Source organism: Mucilaginibacter agri (genome assembly GCF_009928685.1).
GTDB classification, from domain to species: Bacteria; Bacteroidota; Bacteroidia; order Sphingobacteriales; family Sphingobacteriaceae; genus Mucilaginibacter; species Mucilaginibacter agri.
In genome coordinates, this window is sequence record NZ_WWEO01000042.1 from 213,684 (window position 1) to 238,013 (window position 24,330).

General features: G+C 41.2%; 28 protein-coding genes. 9 read left to right on the forward strand and 19 right to left on the reverse strand.

What is annotated here, in order from left to right; genetic code table 11:
* The first annotated feature begins 118 nt into the window (after positions 1-118).
* The 4 genes from clpP (at position 119) to GSY63_RS10965 (ending at position 4,743) form a co-directional block, all read left to right on the forward strand.
* Positions 119-838 (forward strand): ATP-dependent Clp endopeptidase proteolytic subunit ClpP, encoded by a 720-nt coding sequence (gene clpP, locus GSY63_RS10950; RefSeq protein ID WP_166585847.1) that lies wholly within the window; start codon positions 119-121, stop codon positions 836-838.
* 113 nt (positions 839-951) lie between these two features.
* On the forward strand, positions 952-2,190 hold the full coding sequence (gene clpX / locus GSY63_RS10955; protein WP_166585848.1) for an ATP-dependent Clp protease ATP-binding subunit ClpX: 1,239 nt from the start codon (positions 952-954) through the stop codon (positions 2,188-2,190).
* A gap of 246 nt (positions 2,191-2,436) precedes the next feature.
* Complete coding sequence (locus tag GSY63_RS10960; RefSeq protein WP_166585849.1) at positions 2,437-3,300, forward strand: AMP nucleosidase; 864 nt, start codon at positions 2,437-2,439, stop codon at positions 3,298-3,300.
* Between the two features lie 81 nt (positions 3,301-3,381).
* Positions 3,382-4,743, forward strand: coding sequence for a pyridoxal-phosphate dependent enzyme (locus GSY63_RS10965; RefSeq protein WP_166585850.1), 1,362 nt, complete (start codon positions 3,382-3,384; stop codon positions 4,741-4,743).
* A 256-nt stretch (positions 4,744-4,999) separates the two neighbouring features.
* Here GSY63_RS10965 and GSY63_RS10970 read toward each other — a convergent pair whose 3' ends face one another.
* Both GSY63_RS10970 and GSY63_RS10975 read right to left on the reverse strand, forming a co-directional pair.
* On the reverse strand, positions 5,000-5,371 hold the full coding sequence (locus GSY63_RS10970; RefSeq protein ID WP_166585851.1) for a DMT family protein: 372 nt from the start codon (positions 5,369-5,371) through the stop codon (positions 5,000-5,002).
* Between the two features lie 107 nt (positions 5,372-5,478).
* Positions 5,479-7,032 (reverse strand): ArnT family glycosyltransferase, encoded by a 1,554-nt coding sequence (locus tag GSY63_RS10975; RefSeq protein ID WP_166585852.1) that lies wholly within the window; start codon positions 7,030-7,032, stop codon positions 5,479-5,481.
* Between the two features lie 75 nt (positions 7,033-7,107).
* On the opposite strand from GSY63_RS10975, the gene GSY63_RS10980 reads away from it, so the two are divergent.
* On the forward strand, positions 7,108-7,671 hold the full coding sequence (locus tag GSY63_RS10980; RefSeq protein WP_166585853.1) for a helix-turn-helix domain-containing protein: 564 nt from the start codon (positions 7,108-7,110) through the stop codon (positions 7,669-7,671).
* A 77-nt stretch (positions 7,672-7,748) separates the two neighbouring features.
* Positions 7,749-8,486: a heavy-metal-associated domain-containing protein gene (locus GSY63_RS10985; RefSeq protein ID WP_166585854.1), complete on the forward strand. Its 738-nt coding sequence runs from the start codon at positions 7,749-7,751 to the stop codon at positions 8,484-8,486.
* Positions 8,487-8,565: 79 nt separating this feature from the next.
* Here the strand turns inward: GSY63_RS10985 and murA are convergent, their stop codons facing one another.
* Both murA and GSY63_RS10995 read right to left on the reverse strand, forming a co-directional pair.
* Entirely contained in the window at positions 8,566-9,873 is a 1,308-nt protein-coding gene (gene murA, locus GSY63_RS10990; RefSeq protein ID WP_166585855.1) for a UDP-N-acetylglucosamine 1-carboxyvinyltransferase, read from the reverse strand.
* Between the two features lie 146 nt (positions 9,874-10,019).
* Positions 10,020-10,751 carry a DUF4290 domain-containing protein gene (locus GSY63_RS10995; protein ID WP_166585856.1) on the reverse strand — a complete coding sequence of 244 codons (732 nt, stop codon included), beginning with the start codon at positions 10,749-10,751 and terminating at the stop codon, positions 10,020-10,022.
* A 225-nt stretch (positions 10,752-10,976) separates the two neighbouring features.
* On the opposite strand from GSY63_RS10995, the gene GSY63_RS11000 reads away from it, so the two are divergent.
* Positions 10,977-12,074, forward strand: a complete 1,098-nt coding sequence (locus GSY63_RS11000) for a mandelate racemase/muconate lactonizing enzyme family protein (protein WP_166586214.1) — start codon at positions 10,977-10,979, stop codon at positions 12,072-12,074.
* Here GSY63_RS11000 and GSY63_RS11005 read toward each other — a convergent pair.
* From GSY63_RS11005 to GSY63_RS11015, 3 genes are all read right to left on the reverse strand, one after another.
* Positions 12,064-13,410, reverse strand: a complete 1,347-nt coding sequence (locus tag GSY63_RS11005; protein ID WP_166586215.1) for a deoxyguanosinetriphosphate triphosphohydrolase — start codon at positions 13,408-13,410, stop codon at positions 12,064-12,066. The genes GSY63_RS11000 and GSY63_RS11005 overlap by 11 nt on opposite strands.
* Positions 13,411-13,500: 90 nt before the next feature.
* Positions 13,501-13,641, reverse strand: a complete 141-nt coding sequence (locus GSY63_RS11010; protein ID WP_166585857.1) for a hypothetical protein — start codon at positions 13,639-13,641, stop codon at positions 13,501-13,503.
* A 73-nt stretch (positions 13,642-13,714) separates the two neighbouring features.
* The gene (locus GSY63_RS11015) at positions 13,715-15,085 is read right to left on the reverse strand and encodes a dipeptidase (protein WP_166585858.1); all 1,371 of its coding nucleotides are present in this window, start codon (positions 15,083-15,085) and stop codon (positions 13,715-13,717) included.
* A 299-nt stretch (positions 15,086-15,384) separates the two neighbouring features.
* Between GSY63_RS11015 and GSY63_RS11020 the strand changes: the two genes are divergently transcribed.
* Entirely contained in the window at positions 15,385-16,335 is a 951-nt protein-coding gene (locus GSY63_RS11020) for an SGNH/GDSL hydrolase family protein (protein WP_166585859.1), read from the forward strand.
* A gap of 8 nt (positions 16,336-16,343) precedes the next feature.
* Here the strand turns inward: GSY63_RS11020 and GSY63_RS11025 are convergent, their stop codons facing one another.
* From GSY63_RS11025 to GSY63_RS11060, 8 genes are read right to left on the reverse strand one after another with little or no spacing between them, the layout of a single operon-like run.
* On the reverse strand, positions 16,344-16,517 hold the full coding sequence (locus GSY63_RS11025; protein ID WP_166585860.1) for a hypothetical protein: 174 nt from the start codon (positions 16,515-16,517) through the stop codon (positions 16,344-16,346).
* 60 nt (positions 16,518-16,577) lie between these two features.
* The gene (locus GSY63_RS11030; RefSeq protein WP_166585861.1) at positions 16,578-16,733 is read right to left on the reverse strand and encodes a hypothetical protein; all 156 of its coding nucleotides are present in this window, start codon (positions 16,731-16,733) and stop codon (positions 16,578-16,580) included.
* Positions 16,734-16,785: 52 nt separating this feature from the next.
* Positions 16,786-16,941: a hypothetical protein gene (locus GSY63_RS11035; protein ID WP_166585862.1), complete on the reverse strand. Its 156-nt coding sequence runs from the start codon at positions 16,939-16,941 to the stop codon at positions 16,786-16,788.
* 46 nt (positions 16,942-16,987) lie between these two features.
* Positions 16,988-17,140 carry a hypothetical protein gene (locus tag GSY63_RS11040; protein WP_166585863.1) on the reverse strand — a complete coding sequence of 51 codons (153 nt, stop codon included), beginning with the start codon at positions 17,138-17,140 and terminating at the stop codon, positions 16,988-16,990.
* Positions 17,141-17,187: 47 nt separating this feature from the next.
* Positions 17,188-17,370 carry a hypothetical protein gene (locus tag GSY63_RS11045; RefSeq protein ID WP_166585864.1) on the reverse strand — a complete coding sequence of 61 codons (183 nt, stop codon included), beginning with the start codon at positions 17,368-17,370 and terminating at the stop codon, positions 17,188-17,190.
* Between the two features lie 46 nt (positions 17,371-17,416).
* Complete coding sequence (locus GSY63_RS11050; RefSeq protein WP_166585864.1) at positions 17,417-17,599, reverse strand: hypothetical protein; 183 nt, start codon at positions 17,597-17,599, stop codon at positions 17,417-17,419.
* 47 nt (positions 17,600-17,646) lie between these two features.
* On the reverse strand, positions 17,647-17,829 hold the full coding sequence (locus GSY63_RS11055) for a hypothetical protein (protein ID WP_166585864.1): 183 nt from the start codon (positions 17,827-17,829) through the stop codon (positions 17,647-17,649).
* A 44-nt stretch (positions 17,830-17,873) separates the two neighbouring features.
* Complete coding sequence (locus GSY63_RS11060; RefSeq protein WP_166585865.1) at positions 17,874-18,056, reverse strand: hypothetical protein; 183 nt, start codon at positions 18,054-18,056, stop codon at positions 17,874-17,876.
* 188 nt (positions 18,057-18,244) lie between these two features.
* Between GSY63_RS11060 and GSY63_RS11065 the strand changes: the two genes are divergently transcribed.
* Complete coding sequence (locus GSY63_RS11065) at positions 18,245-19,678, forward strand: tetratricopeptide repeat protein (RefSeq protein ID WP_166585866.1); 1,434 nt, start codon at positions 18,245-18,247, stop codon at positions 19,676-19,678.
* Between the two features lie 26 nt (positions 19,679-19,704).
* Here GSY63_RS11065 and GSY63_RS11070 read toward each other — a convergent pair whose 3' ends face one another.
* From GSY63_RS11070 to GSY63_RS11085, 4 genes are all read right to left on the reverse strand, one after another.
* Positions 19,705-20,001, reverse strand: coding sequence for a hypothetical protein (locus GSY63_RS11070; protein ID WP_166585867.1), 297 nt, complete (start codon positions 19,999-20,001; stop codon positions 19,705-19,707).
* A gap of 249 nt (positions 20,002-20,250) precedes the next feature.
* Positions 20,251-20,616, reverse strand: coding sequence for a helix-turn-helix domain-containing protein (locus tag GSY63_RS11075; protein WP_166585868.1), 366 nt, complete (start codon positions 20,614-20,616; stop codon positions 20,251-20,253).
* Positions 20,617-20,778: 162 nt separating this feature from the next.
* Positions 20,779-23,055 (reverse strand): ATP-dependent helicase, encoded by a 2,277-nt coding sequence (locus GSY63_RS11080; protein ID WP_166585869.1) that lies wholly within the window; start codon positions 23,053-23,055, stop codon positions 20,779-20,781.
* 137 nt (positions 23,056-23,192) lie between these two features.
* A complete protein-coding gene (locus GSY63_RS11085; protein WP_166585870.1) occupies positions 23,193-24,146 on the reverse strand; it encodes a DUF4166 domain-containing protein in 954 nt (317 codons plus the stop codon).
* Positions 24,147-24,330 lie beyond the last annotated feature (184 nt).

Here is a 24,330-nt window from a genome sequence, read left to right on the forward strand (position 1 = left end):
GTGGCACAAATACAAACAAGCGCTTAACAATTATGTAAAAAAAGGCAGGCGGTTATTAAACTGTCGGCCTAAAAAGTATATTTACCACTATTAACAGTAATTACTTAATCACAGATTTATGAATAATATTAATAAAGACGAGTTCAGAAAATATGCCGTTAAACACCACCGTATTAACAGCCTGTTTGTAGATAAATTTATATCGAGCGTTGAGCACAAAATGATGCCTACCGCTATTCACCGCCCGGTTGACATGACGCCTTACATTATCGAAGAGCGCCAGTTGAACGTAGCACAAATGGACGTTTTCTCTCGTTTAATGATGGATCGTATCATCTTTTTAGGTGATGCCATTTACGAAAACATTGCCAACATTATCCAGGCGCAATTACTGTTTTTACAGAGTGCAGATGCAAAACGCGATATTCAGATCTACATTAACTCACCAGGTGGCTCGGTTTATGCAGGCTTAGGTATTTATGACACTATGCAGTTTGTATCAAACGATGTGGCTACTATTTGTACCGGTATGGCTGCTTCTATGGCTGCTGTATTGTTATGTGCTGGTGCCGATGGCAAACGTGCCGCTTTACCACACTCACGCGTAATGATTCACCAACCGCTGGGTGGTGCGCAAGGTCAGGCTTCGGATATCGAGATCACTGCCCGCGAGATCCAGAAGTTAAAAGTTGAGTTGTACGAGATCATCTCTAAACATAGTGGTGCACCTTACCAGAAAGTTTGGGATGCATCAGACCGCGACCATTGGATGATTGCTGAAGAAGCAAAAGAATTCGGTATGGTCGACGAGATTCTGCGCGGCGCAACCAAAGAATAAAAAATTAAAAAAATGATAACATTAAGCTGCTTTCGCAGTTTAATGTTATTGTATAATAGTGAAGTTGCTATTGTGCGGTGGATTAATTATTTTTGATATAAAACCAATTTCAGATGAATAAGAACAGCAAGGAAATCAGGTGTTCATTTTGTGGCGCCGGTAAACAGGATTCCCTGATGCTGATAGCGGGGCTTGATGCACACATTTGTGATAAATGCGTAAACCAGGCCAACGAGATTTTGGCTGAAGAGCTTAAGGTACGCAAAGTAAAAGCATCTCCGGCTGCACCTACTATGCTTAAACCGGCCGAGATCAAATCGCACCTGGATGAGTATGTAATAGGGCAGGACGATGCCAAAAAGATATTGTCTGTAGCGGTCTATAACCACTACAAACGTCTTAACCAACGCATTGAAAAAGATGAAGTAGAGATTGAAAAATCAAACATCATTATGGTTGGTGAAACAGGTACAGGTAAAACCTTATTGGCTAAAACCATTGCTAAAGTACTTAACGTGCCGTTTTGTATTTGCGATGCTACCGTACTTACTGAGGCTGGTTATGTAGGCGAAGACGTAGAGAGTATCCTTACCCGTTTACTACAGGCTGCAGATTACGACGTTACAGCTGCCGAAAAAGGCATCGTATATATTGATGAGGTTGATAAAATTGCTCGCAAGAGCGATAATGCCTCTATTACCCGCGATGTATCTGGCGAGGGCGTACAACAGGCGCTGTTGAAGATACTAGAGGGTACCATGGTAAACGTACCACCTCAGGGTGGTCGTAAACACCCTGATCAGAAAATGATTACGGTAAACACCAGCAATATCCTGTTTATTTGCGGCGGTGCCTTTGACGGCATTGAGCGTAAGATTGCCAACCGTTTACGAACCCAAACAGTAGGATATAAATTGAAACACGATGATGGTGAGGTTGATTTGAAAAACCTTTACAAATACATCACCCCTCAGGATCTTAAATCTTTTGGTTTAATTCCTGAGCTCATCGGCCGTTTGCCAATTTTAACCTATCTGAACCCGCTTGACCGCGATGCATTGCACAACATTTTAACCGAGCCTAAAAACTCGCTGTTAAAGCAGTACAAAAAGCTGTTCGAATACGAAGGTGTAAAGCTGGAGTTTGAAACAGATGTGCTTGATTTTATTGTTGATAAAGCAATGGAATTTAAGTTAGGTGCGCGTGGTCTTCGCTCTATTTGCGAGGCTATTATGATCGATGCCATGTTCGAGTTCCCATCGCAAAAAGATGTGAAACGACTGAATGTGACCTTGGATTATGCGCACGAGAAGTTTGAGAAATCAGACCTTAAAAAGTTAAAAGTAGCTTAGGCTAACAAAAAGTGAATATATTTTAGTATATTTGCATGCGTTTTAAAAACAACCCTGGTACTCCAACAGTACCGGGGTTTGTTGTATAAAAAGCTTGTGTTTCACACAGGTTAACTTTTCAAACAAAGCCTTCTGGCTTCAAAAATAGAATTATCTTTATTGATAAAATCAGCCTTCTCTACCCGGAGAGGGCATTGTAGGTTAAAAAGTCCTCTCATGGTGAGAGGCAATGTTAAAAGAGGCAATATGAACGAAGAAATCGAAGTAAAAAAGGACCCAGCAATTGTTGAACAAGCTAAACAGGTTAAAGAGGTCCAATCTCCTGTTAAATCTGGACTAAAAACCAAAGAATCTATTGTAGCCAACTGGCTGCCGCGCTATACCGGCCGTACGCTGGATAACTTTGGTCAATACATCATCCTAACAAATTTTTCTAAATACCTGCAGCTGTTTTCCGAATGGAACGACAATGCGCCAATTATGGGTTTAGATAAGCCAATGCAAAGCGTTACCGCCAACGGCATTACCATCATCAACTTTGGTATGGGTAGCTCTGTGGCGGCAACTGTGATGGATTTGTTAACCGCCATTAAGCCTAAAGCAGTTATCTTTTTAGGTAAATGTGGTGGGTTAAAAAAGAAGAATAACGTGGGCGATCTGATACTACCTATCGCAGCCATTAGGGGCGAAGGTACATCAAACGATTACCTGCCTGCAGAAGTACCCGCACTGCCTGCATTCGCACTGCAAAAAGCAATATCAACCACCATGCGCGATTTTGGTAAAGACTACTGGACAGGTACCTGCTATACCACTAACCGCCGCGTTTGGGAACACGATAGAGAATTTAAAAAATACCTGAAAACCCTACGCGCTATGGCGGTGGACATGGAAACTGCTACCATATTTACCACCGGGTTTGCTAATAAGATCCCGACCGGTGCATTACTGTTGGTGTCAGACCAGCCGATGATCCCTGAAGGGGTTAAGACTGCCGAAAGCGATTCGAAGGTTACCGAAAGCTATGTGGAAACGCATTTGAAGATCGGTATCGAGTCTTTAAAGCAACTGATTAATAACGGGCTCACAGTAAAACACCTGAGGTTCTAAAATTAAAGTCTATCATTTTAATATACTTTTATAAGATAAGGCACTGAATATTCAGTGCCTTATTTGCATCTTTGCAGTAATATGTGGTACAATAATATACTCGAAACCATTGGCAACACGCCCATGGTTAAGCTTAATAAAATTACAAAAGATATACCGGCTACTGTTTTAGCTAAAATTGAAACAACCAATCCCGGTAACTCTATTAAGGACCGCATGGCCCTTAAAATGATTGAAGATGCCGAGCGCGATGGCCGCCTTAAACCAGGAGGTACCATTATTGAAGGTACATCTGGCAACACCGGTATGGGCTTGGCAATAGCGGCTGTAATTAAAGGCTACAAGTGTATTTTTACCAGTACTGATAAACAATCAAAAGAAAAATTTGATGCCCTACGGGCTTTCGGCGCCGAGGTTATCGTATGCCCAACCAACGTTGAGCCCGAAGATCCGCGGTCGTACTACTCCGTATCATCACGTTTAGAGCGTGAGGTGCCTAACTCATGGAAGCCTAATCAGTATGACAACCTTTCTAACTCGGCTGCTCATTATGAGCAAACCGGTCCGGAGATATGGGAACAAACAGAAGGTAAAATTACTCACCTGGTAGCAGGTGTAGGTACAGGAGGTACTATATCTGGCACAGCTAAGTATTTAAAAGAGAAGAACCCTAATATTAAAGTTTTGGGCATCGACACCTATGGTTCTGTATTTAAAAAATATAAAGAAACCGGTGAGTTCGATAAGAACGAGATCTACCCATATATTACAGAAGGCATTGGTGAAGACTTTTTACCTCAGAACGTTGATTTCAGCCTGATAGACCATTTTGAAAAAGTAACCGATAAAGATGCAGCCTTAACAACCCGCGAAGTTGCTTTGAAGGAAGGTATTTTTGTAGGTAACTCTACGGGTTCGGCAGTTGCAGGTGTTCTGCAAATGAAGGATATGTTTAAAGAAGGCGATGTGGTAGTGATCATTTTCCCCGATCATGGTACCCGTTACCTGGGCAAAATGTATAACGAAGACTGGCTGCGCGAACGCGGTTTCTTAACCGACGAAAAGCTTACTGCACGCGACATCATCAAGAAAAAAGAAAGCTCAGAAATAGTTACCATCGACTCAGAGAAAACCGTTCTGGAGGCTATAAATACTATTAAAACGTTAAATATCTCTCAAATACCGGTAACGCAACAAGGTATGGTAATAGGTAAAATTACTGAAAGCGATATATTAGATGCCCTGCTCGAAAGCCCGGCGCTGAAATCGGCTCCGATAAAAACCATTACTACTACGCCATTCCCGTTTGTTGATCTGAATACATCGATAGACAAGATTTCCTCAATGATCAACCGCGAGAATATTGCTGTGCTGGTAGAGGATGAGCAAGGTAAAATTGAAATTATTACACAATATGATATTCTGAACGCAATGGCGGGATAGGTACTGAATGTGCAGATGTGCAAATGAGAAGAAAAGGGTGTTAAGCGGAATGCTTAACACCCTTTTCTTTTTGTGTAATTTTTTTCTTTGTCATCCAGAGCACCGGCGAAGGATCTTCTTCATCATTCATTTCGTAAACTTAACATCGCAGAAGATTCTTCGCCGGTGCTCTGAATGACAACCGTGGTAGATCATTTACAAATGGACAAATCACCTCATTAAAATCATGTGCACATCTGCATATCCGCACATCCAATTACCATTTCTTAAATATCACAAACACAGCCAGCACAATCAGCCCGAAACCAACCAAATGGTTCCATCCCAAACGCTCGGTTTTGAAGAATACTGTTGTGAATATCATGAATACGGTAAGCGTAATAGCCTCCTGAATGGTTTTAAGTTGTACTAAGCTGTAAGGGCCGCCGTCGCCTTTAAAGCCTGTTTTGTTGGCTGGTACCTGAAAAAGATATTCAAAGAAGGCCAACCCCCAACTGATGAGGATTACGGCGAATAACCCCAGGTTTTTACCCCACGAGTAGTCTTTAAATTTTAAATGCCCGTACCAGGCAAAAGTCATGAAGGTGTTGGAGATGATAAGAAATATAATAGTTTTTAAGCCACGCATTGTCTTGAACCAAAATTTACAGAATTAAAGAGTTATTAAATGAGCAATTAACAAATCAACAAGTTATCTCATCAACAAATTATTTGCACATCCGCACATCTACTAATCTATTGGCTTAGCTTTTGTTTTAAATCGTTTTCATAAAGAGGCGTAATAGCCGGTTTTAAACCTTTTAAAAGGAAAATTCCTGTGCCATATTCGCGCGCAAGAGGGTTGGTAATCTCGTCCACCAATGTACTGCTCGTGGTAAGCGGAGTGAGGTCGCTCACATCTTTATCGTCACTTACATAGATAATGTTTTTAGGGGCGATGGTAGCGGGTGCCCACAGGGCAAAACTACTGTTAAGGCAAACAACTTGCGGTAATTTATACGCAGGGCCAAAGTGTTGGAAAGCGCCGCCTTCACCATAATTATCTGCCACGATGATGGTATGTGCTTGCTCCTCGGGTGTTAGGCTGTTATAGATTCTGGCTGTTTTAGCAACCATTTCTTCCCAACTTAACATATCGGCATAATCCTGGGTTAAGGGGTGCTGTTTCTTGTCTTCCCAGGTTACGATAAACTTAGAGAATGGCATTTTTTCGGTAACGAACTTAATATAGTCTAACGTTTGAGCTAAGGTAAGAAAGGGTAATACTACCGGGAACAATATCAAGTTGGGCAAACTGAGAAATAAAACTGTTAAGGTGCGTAAAAAGCGCCAGCTGGTTTTTATCCAGCCTTCAATCATATAAGCACCTGCAGCAAATAACATAGGGTAGGCGGGGAAAAGGTAGTAGGCCTTTCCATTCATCTTAAACAAAAACAAAAATACCACCAGATAAGCGATGCCTAAAAACATATAGCGCCGCATTTTGTACGATGCAAATAAGCAAACAAGACCGGTAACCCAGACAAATATGCCCACGCCATGCACCAAAAATTGCTGCACCACAAAATCCATGGGGTTATTATAATTAAGTTGTTGTTTTTGTAGTGTAGACATGTGGGTAAACACCGGCATATGGTGAGTAGCCTGCCAAATTAGGTTAGGCATTACAATAACGAAAGCTATACCCGCGCTTATCAGAAATGGTGTGGTCAAAAGCACCTTGCGCTGTTTACTAAGCAACAACCCAATAACCAGAGCTACTACAAAAAACAACATGGTGTACTTATTAAGTATTCCTAAACCTGCAGCCACGCCAAGCAAATACATATAGTTAGCATTTTGGGTATTGAGATACTTTACCAGCAGGCATACGGTTAGTAGCCACCAGAACTGATCGAATATTACAGGTTGAAAAAGATAGTCGCTGGCTGCAAAGGCAGGCGAAAATATCAATGTTAAACAGGCAATAGTAATAGCCAACCTGCGGCCGCCAAAACCGACAACCAGCTTACCTGTAAACCAAACCATACCCGCTGCAAATAGAGTTGGGAAAATGCGGGCGGCCGCTAAAGAACTGCCGAATATGTGGTTCACAATAGCTGCCAGAAAAGCAATAAACGGCGGTACTTCTTTATATCCCCAGGCTAAATGATCGCCCAGCGCTAAATGCAGCAATTCATCGCGGTGAAACCCAAAGTGCGAAATAGCTAAAAGGTTAAAGAGTATCTTGATCCCTACAAATATTAAAATGAAGTTTCCGTACGTAGGCTTGCGGTTTCTGTATGGCATTTTGGTTGTTTGGTTCTGCTAAAGTTAATTAAGAAATCGGTATTTAGATAATTGTAACTTTACGTTTATAAATTTATGAGTACGCTGCACATTAAAAACATGGTTTGTAAACGCTGTATTATGGCGGTTGACAATCTCTTAAAATCGGAAAGCTACCATGTTACCGACATACTATTGGGCGAAGTTGAAATATTGGAAAGCCCCAATAGCGAGCAATTAGCCGAATTGGATAAACAACTGCACCATTTGGGTTTTGAGCTTATTGACGACCGTACGGGGCGACTAGTAGAGAAGATCAAGAATATGATCGTCCAGTTGGTGCATTACAGTGCCAAACCATTGCAGGTGAACCTATCCGAGTACCTTACCCGCGATCTGCCTTATGAATATAATTACCTCAGTAACCTCTTTTCGGAAGTATCGGGCACCACGATAGAAAAATTCTACATCAGCCAAAAGATCGAAAAGATCAAAGAATTATTGATCTATGATGAACTTAGCTTGAACGAAATAGCTTATCAGATGGGGTATAGCAGTTCAGCTTATCTCTCAAGCCAGTTTAAAAAGGCTACGGGCTTAACGCCGGGTTATTTTAAAGCCATCCGATCAAACAAACGGCGTAATATCGAAGAACTGTAAATGTTGTAAATCAATCCACAAATTCTGTAATAATTGCTCAAGGCCTACGCTGTACATTTGTACAAACAAAATCTAAAATGGAACACACCTATAAAGTAACCGGGATGACCTGCACCGGTTGCCAATATAAAGTACAAACTCTACTCTCAAAAGTTACCGGCGTAAAGCATGTAGATATTGATTTAGCCGCCGGCGAGGCACACGTTGCAATGGACCAGCATGTGGCTACTTCAGCATTACAAGAGGCTTTAAAAGAATACCCAAAATATCAGTTGAGCGAAGCTCATGTGGCCATGCCTACTGCAACTTTTACAAATGAGGACCAACCTAAAAGCTGGTTACAAACTTATAAGCCCATTTTGTTAATCTTTGGCTACATCCTTACCATATCACTAATAGCGGGTTCGACAGTTCTGGGTTTCGATGAGTTACTGGCGATGCGGGTATTTATGGCAGGTTTCTTCCTTACATTCTCTTTCTTTAAGATGCTCGATCTGGATGGCTTTGCCGATAGTTACGCTATGTACGATGTTGTTGCCCGCCGCTTTAAAGGCTGGGGATATATCTATGCACTGCTTGAACTGGTTTTGGGCTTGGCTTTCGCACTAAATATTGAGCCGGTGATAACTAATATTGTAACACTCGTTGTAATGACCATTAGCATCGTTGGCGTACTACAAAGTGTACTTAATAAAAAGACCATCCGTTGTGCTTGTTTAGGTTCGGTATTTAACCTGCCCATGAGCACTGTAACCATTATTGAAGATGGACTAATGATCATAATGAGCGGTATTATGCTGGCCACCATGATGTAATCTGGAAGACAAGATTTAATAAAAAAGCCATCCCAACGTTAGTCGGGATGGCTTTTTTATTAGTCTATTTCGCTTGAAATCAGATGCGGGTAATATCGGCACCTAGTGCTTTTAAGCGGGTATCGATATGCTGGTAACCACGTTCTATTTGTTCGATGTTGTAAATGGTAGACTGGCCTTGTGCCGAAAGAGCGGCGATTAGCAAGGATACCCCGGCACGAATATCCGGTGAAGTCATTGAGATACCGCGAAGCTGAACTTGTTTGTCTAAACCGATAACCGTAGCACGGTGCGGATCGCAAAGGATGATCTGGGCACCCATATCTAAAAGCTTATCCACGAAGAATAAACGGCTCTCAAACATCTTTTGATGAATCAGTACCGAACCTTTAGCTTGAGTGGCAACAACCAACACTATGCTCAGCAGGTCGGGGGTGAAACCAGGCCATGGCGCATCAGCAATGGTCATAATAGAGCCGTCGATAAAGGTTTCAATTTCGTAATGATCTTGAGCAGGGATAAAAATGTCATCGCCGCGGCGCTCGAGCTTAATACCCAAACGTCTGAAAGTATTGGGGATAATGCCTAGCTCGTCGAAATGAACATCTTTAATGGTGATTTCAGAACCGGTCATCGCAGCCAGACCAATAAAAGAACCGATCTCTATCATATCCGGCAGCATGCGGTGCTCTGTACCACCAAGTTCGGTTACGCCTTCTATGGTTAATAAGTTTGAGCCTATGCCGCTTATCTTAGCACCCATACGGTTCAGCATTTTACAAAGCTGTTGCAGATATGGCTCGCATGCGGCATTATAAATAGTGGTAGTACCTTTAGCTAGCACAGCCGCCATTACAACATTAGCTGTACCGGTTACAGATGCTTCATCTAAAAGGATGTAAGTACCTTTTAAATCACTGGCATCAACATTATAAAAGCCGTTATCCGGATTGTAATCAAAACGGGCGCCCAGCTTTTCGAAACCAAGGAAGTGGGTGTCCAAACGGCGACGGCCAATTTTGTCGCCACCTGGTTTAGGAATAGCCGCTTTGCCAAAACGCGCCAGTAACGGACCAACTATCATGATAGATCCGCGCAGGCTGCCGCCTTTGGCTTTGAATTCGTCCGACGAGAAAAAGTCGGTATTGATATCTTTAGCCTCAAATTTGTAAGTATCGGGAGCGAGTTGGGTAACTATAACTCCCATGTCGCCAAGCAGCTCAATAAGCTTCTTAACGTCTACAATATCGGGTATGTTGCTGATGGTAATTGGCTCGCTGGTTAGCAGCACTGCAGAAAGGATCTGCAAAGCCTCATTTTTAGCGCCCTGTGGTATAATTTCTCCCTTAAGGGGTTTACCACCTTGTATAACAAATGCGTTCTTCATGTATCTTCTTTAACTTTAGGCTGCTCATACACTATCTATGCCAAAGCAGGCATAGCGCCCGCAAATACGTATAAATTATGCCGCATAAGCAGGGGGCTAAGTTACGTTAAAGATGCTTAAACTACCAAAAAGCCAATACCTAATTATTAGTATTTCTTGCCGCCGCCCATGTTGCGGTTACGGTTGTTATTTTGGTTATTATTACGCTGATTGTTGTTATTGCGGTTGTTTTGGTTGTTGTTGCGCGGGTTGTTGTTTTGGTTGCTGCGGCCGCGGTTGTTGTTATTATTGGCCGGTGGTGTGCGGTATTCAACGCGATTAAGGTTAACGTTCTCTTCGAGGCTCAGCTCACCGTTAGACATTGATTTCAAGTCGGAAATGATGCTTTCGTCGGCAACAGAATCTTTGTTCCACTGTACGTAGGCCATTTTCATGAAGTTGGCAATAGCTTGCACCATGTGCTGTTGGCGCGCCGGCTCATCAATGCTTTTGGCTTTGTCCATCATCAGTTCGATGGTTTTGCCGTAGTGTTTGTATTTAATCCGTTGGTTAGGGTATCTAAGCGGAGCTGGCTTAGCAGCTAATACTTCAGGCTCGGGCATTGGGTACGGCGAGTCAACATCAATCTTATAGTCGGATATAATGTGCAGGTGATCCCAAAGTTTATGTTTAAAGTCGGCCACATCGCGCAGGTGTGGGTTTAAAAAGCCCATCAGGTCTATTACTACCTGTGCGTAGCGGTTACGTTCTTCTTTAGTTGGCAGGTCGACAATGTATTTTACCATGTTCTGTACGTTACGACCGTATTCAGACAGGATCAATTTTTTTCTGGTCGAGTTGTAGTCAAACTCAGAAACAGGCTTTGTAAGTGTGGCCATTTAAAATATTAAAAGCTTATAATTTGTTGTCGTTTTTAATGCGCTTTATTGCGTTGGGCAACGGGCAATTAAAAATGAAAATGTAAATATTATCTTGTAGTAACGCAAATATAAATTAATTGTGTTAATGTACAAAGTATTATAAACTGTAAAATATAGCTACTTATTGTATTTTCGCCCTTACAGAGATACTTTAACAAAACATTGACATTGGCACAGGATAAAATTTTAATTACAGAGATAGATATATATCGTTTCAGCATCAAAATGGAGCCGTTCACCATTGCAACCGGTACTATGGAATATGCGCAGAATACCTTTATACGTGTGCACACTAACGGTGGCGTTTATGGTGTTGGCGAATGTTCGGCCTTCCCGATGATAGTTGGCGAAACCCAGGATACCTGCTTGATAATGGCACAAGAATTTGCCCGTTTGTGGAAGGGAAAGGATGCATTGGATATCCCCGCCCGTTTACAGCAGTTGCACGATTTTACCGCTGGAAACACGACGATAAAAAGTGCTTTCGATATAGCCTTATATGATATTGCTTCCAAAGCAGCTGGTTTACCGCTGTATAAATACCTTGGTGGCGAACGCCGACCCGTTGAGAGTGATATTACCATCGGCATTTCTACGCCAGAGATAATGGCTGCAAAGGCCACCGTATTTAAAAATAATGGTGCCACAATACTTAAAGTTAAGCTAGGTAAAGACGCGAAGGGCGATGTAGAACGCATCAGACAAATTCGCGAAGCTGTGGGACCGGAAATTAAAATTCGTATTGATGCTAACCAAGGCTGGAGTTTTGAAGATGCCGTATTTGCCCTGCAAGGTATGGCCGGCTATAATATCCAATTTTGCGAGCAGCCAATGCGTACCTGGCATGATGATAAACTGCCTGAACTAATGGACCTTTCGCCGGTGAAGATTATGGCGGATGAAAGTGTTTACAATCATCATGATGCCCGCAAGCAGATCAACAGCGGCTCTTGCGATTATGTGAACATAAAAATGGCAAAATCAGGGGGGATCTTTGAGGCTAAAAAGATCCATGACGAAGCTGCTTCGAAAGATGTTCCATGTATGATGGGTGGTATGCTCGAAAGCCGCATTGCGCTAAGCGCCAAGCTACATTTTGTGTATGCCAGCCCCAACATTAAGTTTTACGACATGGATACCTGCATGCTGGGCCACCTTGAAGACCCGTGCATTGGCGGTGTAAGCTATGATGGCTACCACCTGCATATTTCAGACGCGCCGGGCATTGGTGCCGATGCTGACGACGACTTTTTAGCTAAATGCGAGAAGTTTAGTGTATAGAAGGGAAAGAAATTCCTTTAATCTTCCTGTACATTTCTACTGCATAAATATCTGTCATTCCGGATACAAAGTCTAACACGCTTTGTATCTGGGAGTACAGGTCCTTTTTATCGTTAATAAATTGCGTAGGTATCAAGTTTACCAGTTTCTTGTGATACTTGGTATTGTTGTTAATCAATGCCGGGATAAACTCTTCTAACAGTCCGCCCATAACTTTATAGCCGGCCACCTCAATTTCCACTACCGAATTATAGTTGTAGATCTTTTCTACCGAAACCTTGTTAATAGCATTCCAGGCCGGATTAAGGTTATCGGGTAATACGTCGGTAAGGCCTTTGTTAAAGTCGCCGTTTAGGATTATTTCCTGATTGTTAAAAAAGATGTCAGAACAAGCCGTAACTAGCTTACCAATTGCAATCGCGCGCATAAAACCTACCCGTGCATCATTGTCGCCAAAATCATTCTTTAGTTTATCTGGCAAGGAGGCACTGTCGCAAAGCGGTAATAAAAGACTTTCTACCTGTTCGTACGAAAGTATTTTAAGGCGATGGGCATCTTCCAGATCTATAATGGTGTAACAAATATCGTCAGCCGCTTCTACTAAATAAACCAAAGGATGGCGCTTATAGATCATCGGGCTGGCTTGTGCCTCGGCTAAGCCCAGTTCTACTGCTATTTTCTCAAATGCCTCTTTTTCTGATTGAAAGAAACCATACTTTTTGGTGTAGATATGGCTCTTATCTCCACCCACAATAGCCTCGCAGGGATATTTGACTATGGCAGCTAGGGTAGAATAGGTGAGCGCAAATGCACCATTACCTTTACCGGTGAATGAGTGAGTTAAGATTCGCAAGGCGTTGGCATTACCTTCAAAGTTAATCAGATCGGCCCATTGGTAGTCGTTTAGCTGATCTTTATATTTTACGCCTTCGCCTTCAATAAAATAATTAGAAATGGCGCTTTCGCCCGAGTGACCAAAGGCTGGGTTGCCCATGTCGTGTGCAATACAAGCAGCGGCTACGATATTACCAACTTCGCTGATCAGTGATAGCTCGTCGTCGAGTTTGGGATTTTCTTTTTTGAGTTTATTGTAAAATATGCGGCCTAAAGATCGGCCTACGCTGGCCACTTCCAGGCTGTGTGTTAGGCGGTTATGAACAAACACGCTTCCCGGTAGGGGGAAAACCTGTGTTTTGTTTTGCAAGCGTCGGAAAGGCGAAGAAAAGATCAGCCGGTCGTAATCAACCTGAAATTGTGATCTCGCCTGGTCAGGATCTGAATAATTTTTGTGTTCATTGCCCCATCTTTTTGATGATAGCAGCTTATCCCATTGCATAACGCTCATATGGGCGATAAAGATAGACACAGAATGTGTAAAAACAAGAAAGCCCCCCGATGTTGCGGGAGGCTTTTCTTTTCTATGCGGTTATTTACCGCTTCTTTTTTTTGAACCGCTTGCCAGATTTTTAGCAGCTGCGCTCTTTTCTTCTTTCGATGTGTTCGGGCTCCTCATTTCTCTTGAAGCCTCACTTTTGTCTGACGCTGTTTTTCCTTTAGTAGTTGCCATAACTGTTATAATTTAGTTACTAATGCAACAGCCTGGTTACGTCTTTGTTTTAATAATTTAACCAGAAGTTATTTTATTTACTTAATTCGGCGTAATACTTATGGAATAAAGGCAGTGTTTCGATGCCCTTATAGTAGTTAAAGATATCGTACTTCTCATTAGGCGAGTGCAAAGCATCACTATCTAATCCAAAACCCATCAATACAGTTTTAATACCCAATTCGGCCTCAAACAGGGCCACAATAGGGATACTGCCGCCACCGCGGGTTGGGATAGGCTCTTTACCAAATGATTCGGCAATTGCCTTTTGGGCTGCACGGTAAGCTATGCTGTCGGTAGGAGTTACTACAGGTTCGCCGCCATGGTGCGGAGTAACAGTCACTTTAACAGATTTGGGTGCAATTTTCTCGAAATGTTCTGTAAACTTTTTAGTGATCTCGTCAGAAGTTTGATTTGGCACCAAACGCATCGAGATTTTGGCATTAGCTTTTGAAGGGAGTACTGTTTTAGCACCTTCGCCAATGTATCCACCCCAAATACCGTTTACCTCAAGCGTTGGGCGCGTGCCGGTACGCTCGAAAGTTGAGTAACCTTTTTCGCCCCAAAGTTCTTCCACATCAAGGTCTTTTTTGTATTCAGCCTCATCATAAGGAGCAGAGTTTAATGCTTTCTTCTCATCGTCGGTCAGTACCGAAACATTGTCATAAAAACCAGGGATAGTAATATGGTTGTTTTCGTTGTGCAATGAAGCGATCATTTTAGACAAGATGGTGATCGGGTTAGCAACTGCGCCACCATATACACCGGAGTGCAAATCTCGGTTTGGGCCAACAACTTCTACTTCAAGATATGATAAACCACGTAAACCAGTCTCTAACGACGGGTTTTCCATGCTAATCATCGAGGTGTCAGAAATCAATACCACATCGGCTTTCAGTCTTTCTTTATTGGCTTTTACATAAATGCCAAGGTTATTTGATCCAACTTCTTCCTCACCTTCAATCATAAACTTGATGTTGCAAGGCAGCGTATTGGTTTGCATCATCAGCTCGAAAGCCTTAATGTGCATGTAAAACTGGCCTTTATCGTCGCAAGCGCCACGGGCATAGATTTTACCGTCGCGTACGGTTGGCTCAAATGGAGGGGTTTTCCATAGCTCCAACGGATCTGGCGGTTGTACATCATAGTGGCCATAAACCAAAACTGTAGGTAATGATGCATCTATAATTTTTTCGCCATAAACAATCGGATAACCGGCGGTGGGGCATACCTCTACGTTGTCGGCACCGGCCTGTTTTAATTTCTCTGCAACATAGTCAGCTGTTTGCAGTACCGAATCTTTATACTTTGGGTCTGCACTAACCGATGGGAAACGCAGTAACTCGAAAAGCTCGTCCAAAAAGCGGTCACGGTGCTGATCGATATATTGTTTAATTTGTTCCATTACAAAAAGTTTGCAGCAAATATATTTATGCTGTAGAACATTTTGCGCTTTATTCCGCGCAAAATATATCCCTAATGTAAAATGTTAAACAAATACGTAATTTGTACAAGGCTTAACATTGATTTAATATGTTGCCAGTTAAGATATTATGTATATTGCGCCCCTAATTTAAACAGGTTGTTGAACTCTGGTATTTGGTTTGCCTGATAATTATACCTTATGGTAATGATTATCTGTTTCAAAGCATCATCATAGGTTATTAGAAGATACTGTAAAGTTAAAATAGGCAAATTAAAACAATGAACTTCAGGAAGATCGCATTCTTTCTTTTCTCCCTAATATGTATTTCTGAGGCATCGCATGCCCAGGTTCCAAGTTGCAGCGCAGCGTCTAAATTTTATAGTAAGGATAGTATTGTTGTTACTACGTTTGGTGCCAGCACGGTGCATGGCATCGGTAGTACTTTTCAGGCACCTTTACAGGCGGATTTTGAACATTGTTACACCGGGAAGGTAGTTGATATTACCAATAATGGTATTCCGGGCGAAACTACTACGCAGGGCTTAGCGCGTTTTCCGGGTGCTATCGCCGGGCGCACAGGATTTATGTTAATACTGATGGGGGTTAATGATGCATTTGACCTGGCCAATAAAAAAGCAAGGATTAGTACAACAGAGAAAAATATGCGGTATTATGTTCAGGAATCCTTGAAGAATAATTTGATTCCGATAATTGGTACGCTGCAGTTTATTAATGATAAAAACAACGATTTTAATAAGACGGTTAATTTATATATCAAACAAATTAACGCGCTTTACAAAAAGATTGCTGCCGACAACCATCTCTATGTGGCCGATATTAATAAGGCGCTGGGCAGGGATTTTACACTTTTTAATCCCGATGGATTACATCCCAATCCAGAGGGTAATAATTTGATTGCTTTTGTTTGGTTTGACGCTATCAATAAAGCAATTGAAGATAAGCTGTTATTAATTGGCTTAAACCAAAATTATCCTAACCCTGTAAAAGACAACACTAAAATCGGTTTCAGTTTATCTCAGGCCGGCAGGGTGCAGATCAAACTCTATAATATGAACGGGGCAATCGTGAAAGATGTTTATGACGATTACCAAAGTTCTGGTTATCACGAACTGACAACCTCTATGGCTGATCTTGTACCTGGCATATATATATATATGATGCAGGTAGGGGGGCAACGTATTAGTAAAAAGATGATCGTTACCCGATAGCTTATTTCTTAGTCTGCAGAAGAAAGATCGTTGCGTTGTGCTGCAAAACCTTTACTTGCAAAATCACTCTTTTCAATTTTTGGCAGTTCTGCCTGTTTTGTCATCGAACTTTTGCTGCTTACGGTTAAGCTTGTAAATACTACTGCTGCTACTAATGTGGTGGCTATAATTACTTTTTTCATTGTTTTGATGATTAGCGGGTTTCTGAATTAATTGATCGGAATATTAATCTGTAGTCTTAATTATGGTTTGCCGTCAGCTTGTCCAAGATCGTTTTTGTTGCCATCGCTAGCCAGTGTCTTAGCTGTTGCTGATGCTGGTTTCACGCTATTGTCTTTAGTGCAAGCGGTAAAAGATGCGGTTAAGATTACTGCTGCTGCTATGATTAGTTTTTTCATTGTTTTAATATTAAGGAGCTTCTGAATAAAAGTGTATCTATAAAAGGTTATATCACGGTTTGCCGTCAGCTTGTCCAAGATCGTTTTTGTTACCATCGTCGGCCAGCGTTTTAGCTGTTGCAGAAGTTGGTTTCACGCTATTGTCTTTAGTGCATGCAGTGAAAGATGCGGTTAAGATTACTGCTGCTGCTATGATTAATTTTTTCATGATGTAGTTCTTTAGTGTTTTTGGGGTTGGTTTGTATGTTGAAAGATTATTTACCGTCAGCTTGTCCTAAGTCGTTTTTGTTACCATCGTTGGCTAGCGTCTTAGCAGTTGATGAGGTTGGTTTTACGCTATTGTCTTTAGTACAAGCGGTGAAAGATGCGGTTAAGATTACTGCTGCTGCTATGATTAATTTTTTCATGATCTCGTTTTGTATATATGTTTTGGGGTTGTATTCTTTGTTAATTATTATTTACCGTCAGCCTGGCCCAAGTCGTTTTTGTTGCCATCAGCTTGTCCAAGATCATTTTTGTTACCATCGTCGGCTAATTTTTTTGCTGTTGCTGAAGTAGGTTGTACGCTGTTATCTTTAGTGCATGCAGTGAAAGATGCGGTTAAGATTACTGCTGCTGCTATGATTAATTTTTTCATGATGTTCGTTGTATATGTTTTTGGGGTTGTCCTTTTTGTTTAATTATTATTTACCGTCAGCTTGTCCTAAGTCGTTTTTGTTACCGTCAGCCTGTCCAAGATCATTTTTGTTACCGTCGTCGGCTAATTTTTTTGCTGTTGCTGAAGTAGGTTGTACGCTATTGTCTTTAGTGCATGCAGTGAAAGATGCGGTTAAGATTACTGCTGCTGCTATGATTAATTTTTTCATGATGTTGTTTGTATTTATGTTTTTGGGGTTGTTATTGTTGATATAGATTATTTACCGTCAGCTTGTCCTAAGTCGTTTTTGTTACCATCAGCTTGTCCAAGATCATTTTTGTTGCCATCGTCGGCCAGTTTTTTAGCTGTTGCTGAGGTAGGTTGTACGCTGTTGTCTTTAGTACAGGCGGTGAAAGATGCGGTTAAGATTACTGCTGCTGCTATGATTAGTTTTTTCATGATGTCGTTTGTTAAGAATTTGATGTTAATTTATTGTTAAGAGATTATTTGCCGTCAGCCTGACCTAGGTCGTTTTTGTTACCATCAGCTTGTCCAAGATCATTTTTGTTGCCATCGTCGGCCAGTTTTTTAGCTGTTGCTGAAGTAGGTTGTACGCTATTGTCTTTAGTGCATGCGTTTAAAGACGCAGTTAAAATAATTGCCGCTGCAAATAAAATTTTTCTCATAATTTTTCTGTCAAAAATATTTTGTAACTATTTGATTATTAAATGTTTAACACCACAAATGTAAAGATGTTTTTCAATTTACAAAGAATTTTTTTTTATTTTTTTGGTGTGAAGTTTTTTGTATCATATGAGTACTTTTGTAATTAAATTTTATAACTTTCATCAGCCTTACACGTAATAATGATTTAATGAAAAAAGTTACTGTAATTTTGTTGTTAATATTTATTAGTGTAAACGTTTACGGTAACCTGTTTAGCGATGTTGCGCCTGATACCGCGATTGTTAACAAATTGAACAGTGATGGTTATAAAATACGCCGTTCTGACGCTGAGCAAACCATCGCTTCTGCACAAAAAGCCTTAAAACTTGCCAAAAAAATATCCTACGCTTACGGCATAGCCGAGTCGTACCGTATAATGGGTGTTGGATATGATTATAATAATGAACTTGAAAAGGCGATCGAAAGCTATCTTAATGCGCTCTCGGCTTTTCAAATCGCAAAAAGTACAATTGGCGAAGCTAAAGTATATAATAATATCGGGAACCTTTATCGCGATAATGACTACGATAAAGCCTTAGAATATTTCAGAAAATCGCTTAAGATAGCAACCGATTTAACAGACGAAGATCTGATCGCTTCTATTTACCTCAACATCGGTAACGTTTATACCCGTCAGGGAGATTACTATGAGGCGCTTAAATATTACAATAAGAGCAATGATCTGTTTATTAAGCTAAATAATACGGAATATAGGATAACCTGTATGCAGGATATGGGCGTTGCTTATTTTAACTTAAACCAGTACGATAAGGCCGAACAATTGCTTTTGGCAGCCAATACAGAGGCTAAAAAATATAATAGGCTGCAGCAAATTGCCAGTATTGACCTTACGCTTTCTTCGATATACATAGCGAAAAAAGACTTTCCGCAGGCCGAAAAATTTGTTGATGAGGGTATAGCCTACTCTGAGATGGTTAAAAGCAAGCGTATGCTTAGCGATTTTAAATATACCTCTTATCAACTCGAAGTAAAGCGCAAAAACTTTGAAAAGGCTTTACATTACCTGCAGGAGATATATAAGAAAGACAGTACGGATTTTCAAAACTACGTGTCTGCACGTATAGCGTTGCTACAGGTAAAACACCGCCAGGAGGAAAAAGAAAAGGAAAATGCCCTAACCATACTTAAGCAAAAAAGCGATCGTAACTTCTTTTGGGGTATTACGGTGGTGGCGTTTTTATTGCTGATCGTAATCGTATTACTTATCGGCAATATTCGCCGTAAGGCTGAAAGCAATAAAAGGCTTACGGAGCTTAATGACGAGGTGTCCAAGCAAAAGGATAACCTTGATAGGGTTAATCATCACCTCGAAGAGATTATTGACGAGCGTACCAAAGATCTTCAGATCAAGAATAAAAAGCTTTCAGAATACTCGTCATACCTGTCGCACCAGATACGCGGGCCTATAGCCACCCTCAAAGGGCTTATTAACCTCGAAAAAGAAGGCTTGGTGAACAAAGAGGAGTGCTTTAATATGATGGATAAGTGCGTGTCTGAGATAGATAACAAAATTATGGACATGAGCGATATGCTGCATGATCCGGAACGCACCGGGATGTGATTTTGCTATCTATCCTTAAACTGAGATTATCTGCCGAACGGCAGCGACGAGTGGATCTGCGCCTCAAATAAGCCCAAATAGATACAATACCTGGATATCATGCTCAGTATAAGCAGATGTCGTTGTTTTTGGTAACCCTCGGTCTCAAATGCAAACGTATCTGGTCCGTTGGTTACAAAATATTGTACTTCTCCTTTACGGGGCTTAAAATTGGGTTTTAGCAAATCAAAAACCGTTACCTTAAGCTTGCTGCCAGGATCATGAATTGTGCCTTTTTTTGAAGCTTCCTGATCATCCGATATAGAGATTAAGTAGTTTGACATTGTTGCGGGTAGTTTTATAAAAGGTAGTTTTAATATGCGATAATTACAGTTTAGGTATGCCAAACCCTGTGCCGATTGTGTAGTTTTTTGTGTATCGGATCACATTTTGTGGCAATAAGAAATAATAAGAAACGGTATTTACTTTAGAGAAAGTAAATGTCATTAAGGTTATGGGTTTTGGTAGGGGAGAAACAAAATGTGTACTTAGAAGTGTAAGTTTTTGACAACACCACTAAGTACATTTTTTATTTACGAGGCAAAAGAAGTACGGTTGTGAAGCTCTTCATACAACTCAATTACTTTGCGTTGCAGATGGGCAATTTCCGACTCGCGGTCAACCAGTTTTTTCTGAACCGAATTTAGTTGAATAAGTTGCGGTTCGATAACATCTTCTTCGAGCGTTAACAAGCTTACAACGCTTATTTCATAAATTTTTGAAATTTGCTCTAACCTCGAAAGATTAATGTCGGTTACACCGGTTTCAATTTTTGAAAATGCAGGAATAGAGATGCCCAGTTTGTTGGCAATATCTTCTTGGCTCCACCCGCGTTTGTGCCGTAACGTACGAATGTTTTTCCCTACAGATTTGTTTGATTTAATTTTTGGATCGTTCATGTAGTAGTTCAGTTTAATTTTAGAGAAAAGGGTATTAATTGTTAGCCAATTAATGTGCCACACACTAAATATGTACGATACGCAGCGATAAGCGGTTTTTCGTATGTAGTAAGTGTGTATTTATTTCCCCAAAATAGGAAACTGGTAAACTAAATTCCCCAGTTAAACGATCCTCAGTTTCGCAAATTTTAAAAGCAGCTGTTTTTGACCAATCTCTTTAAAGAAAATGGTTGCCTTAATATCCGGAGCCTTGCCCTCCAGATTAATTACTTTACCATAACCAAAACGCTCGTGCTCTACCTCCATTCCGTTTTGCAGATTCGAGGTATCAGACGGTGCAAAATTTTCCGATGGCACATGTGCTTTCGCCAATATCGATGTTGTTTTTACTGGTGCTGCAGATGCGGGTTTTGGCTTCGAGAAGCTGTCTTCCTTACGATTCCAGGCTTTGCGCTCGTCCTCATAAAAAGGATTGCCTGTAGGTGCTGGTTTAGCCGTGAAGTCGAGTTCGAGGTATTGCGCATCAATCTCATCCAAAAAGCGGCTTGGTTCGCAGTTAATCAACGTGCCGAATTTAAAGCGTGACGTTGCGTAGCTAATGCTTAGTTTGTTTTCTGCACGGGTTACAGCCACATAAAACAGGCGGCGTTCTTCTTCCAGATCGCTGCGCGAGTTTAATGACATTTGCGAAGGGAACAGGTTCTCTTCCAAGCCAACTACGTTTACCTGCTTAAATTCCAAACCCTTGCTAGAGTGTATGGTCATTAACGATACCGTATCGGCGTCTTTGTTTTTATCGTTATCGTCGTTAGTTAATAAAGCCACATCCTGCATAAACACGTCGAGGCCTTTTTCTTCTATGTCCTCACGTTCTGCAAACTCTTTAATACCGTTCAATAACTCCTGGATATTCTCGTAGCGGTTGAGGCCTTCTACAGATTTATCTTCGTAAAGATCTTTTAACAAACCCGAGTGCTGCGCTATATGCAAGGCAGCATCATAAGCTGTCATGTTTTTGGCAATTACCTGGAAACTTTGGATCATGGTGCCGAAATTGCCTACAGAAGCAGATGTGCGGCCATCCATAAATTGCCCTGGGTTAACTACCACTTCAAAAGGTGTAATACCATGCTGATCTGCGGCCAGAATAATCCTGTCTACAGTAGTATCGCCAATTCCGCGTTTAGGATAATTGATCACACGTTTCAGTGCTTCTTCGTCGTTAGGATTAAACGTCAGCCTGAAATATGCGATTAGGTCTTTGATCTCTTTGCGTTGATAGAACGATAGTCCGCCGTAAATTTTATAAGGAATATTCAGCTTACGCAAAGCCTCCTCCATAGAGCGCGACTGGGCGTTAGTGCGGTACAGAATGGCAAAATCATTCCATTTCATGCCTTTGTTAGCACGATCCTGCAGTATGCCTTCGGCCACCATCTTACCTTCTTCATTATCGCTGAAAGCGCGCATCACCTTGATCTTGTCGCCGTGGTCTTTCTCAGAGAAAACATTCTTTTTAAGTTGCTCTTTATTATTGGCAATAATGCTGTTGGCAACTTTTACAATATTTTGGGTAGAGCGGTAGTTTTGCTCTAGTTTAAACACTTTCAGATCAGGGTAGTCTTTCTCGAAGTTGAGGATGTTTTGGATATTGGCACCGCGGAATGCGTAGATACTCTGTGCGTCATCGCCCACAACGCATAAATTCTCGTTAATGGCTGCCAGTTTCTTAACAATCAGGTATTGCGAAAAGTTGGTATCCTGGTACTCATCCACCATCAGGTATTTAAACTTGTTCTGGTATTTGTACAAGGTATCCGGGTGTTCGCGCAGCAGTTCGTTGGTTTTAAACAGCAAGTCGTCAAAGTCCATAGCGCCTGCGCGGAAGCAACGCGCCGCGTAGGTTTCATAGATCTTACCCAGTTGACCGCGGCCGGTAGAAAAGTCGTCCGCCTGGATCTGCTCGTTCGAATTATACTCACGCGGGCCGATCAGGTTATTCTTCGCTGCCGAAATACGGTTATATACAAAGTTGGCATTGTACAGCTTATCGTCCAGGTTCATTTCTTTTAAAATGGCCCTTAGTACGCTTTTGCTGTCGTCAGTATCGTAAATGGTGAAGTTGCTTGGGTAGCCAATCTTTTCGGCCTCTACTCTTAATATTTTGGCAAACACCGAGTGGAAAGTACCCATCCACAAATTTTTGGCCTCGGGGCCAACTACGTGTGTAATACGTTCGCGCATTTCGCGCGCCGCCTTATTGGTAAATGTAAGTACCAGTATGTTAAATGAATCTACACCCTGGCGTATTAAATGTGCCACGCGATAGGTAATAACACGTGTTTTACCAGATCCTGCGCCTGCTATAATCATTACGGGGCCTTTGGTTTGCAATACTGCAGCCCGCTGCTCCGGATTTAGTCCCTCTAAATAATCCAATTCTGCTCCTCTGTTTTGAGGCGTAAAATTAGTGTTTTACTCGGGAAGTAGAGGAAGGTGTTGATTAGTTTATTGGTGTTGAGTTGAGCGGTTGAATCGGAGAGTAGTTTATTGGTTTGTTAATGTAGTTTTTGTAATTATACATCTGTACTTACCTTTACTAAACCATTGTAGTTAATAATGCGACCAAATGGTTTGAAACTAATTTCGACATCGATAAGTACACTGTCACCAACATCCTTTCCGGTTGCATATACTGTGGGTGTAAAAAATGGAGGCATAGCAATCCCCATAATCGTCGCAGCGGCATCGTAAATTATTAGATCGCCAACTGTAGTTACTCGGGCAAGTAAATAGATATTTACAATTTTAAACCTCTCAACAAGCAAGCCCTCGGATAACCATTGTTTTGATACAACCTTTTTATCACCAAGCCTTCTACTCCAAATTTCTGTGTGCGATAAAGGATCTACGATCAGTTCTGCCTCGGCAGAATCTGAGTTATATGGCAGGTCTGCTATGTTGGCAAATATTTTGCCCATAAAGTTATTGCCCCTTGTTACTTTAAATGTTCCTTGAGCTTTCATTCTACCTTTCGACTGGTGAAATTGCTTTAAATTGGGTGATAAGTTATCATATGCTTCTCCGAGAAATTTTTGATATAAAGGCTTAGGATTATCAAAGGTTACTTTACTGTCATATTGTTGAGTTATTGCCTGGTAAATAACCCAACCAAACGGATACAACCAAATAATGTCATTAAAGATGTTTACGATAAAAAAAGAGGGAGTTAGTGTGCCCGAGACGATATAATAGACAGAGCCTATCGGACCAAGTACTTTACCAATAAACCCCACTAGAATTAAAGGCCAGTATTTATTCGGATTTCTTGAAGCAAAGTAATAAGCAATGCCATAAACTCCTACTAGCATGCCAACACATCTTAATATTATTAACAGGAAATCTGTAGACGGATTACCAAACAATATTACCTGTGGGAACAACGAAATTATACTTCCCCAGAAAATGTTATATATGCCGGCAATAAAAAGTATAAATTTTGCCCATTTAAGTTTCGTATTGTGATTCATAATTTAAGTAGGCCTAAATTATGAAAAGATTTGAAGGCAAGTATTGAAGAGTTTAATCTGTTTGAAATTGTATTAAATCGGCATACAAGCCCTTTCTTTACGCAGAAGATTTCTCCTATCGTCGATGACAACACGGATAATTCGAAATTAAACCAAAAGCTCCCTCTCCTCTGGAGAGGGCTGG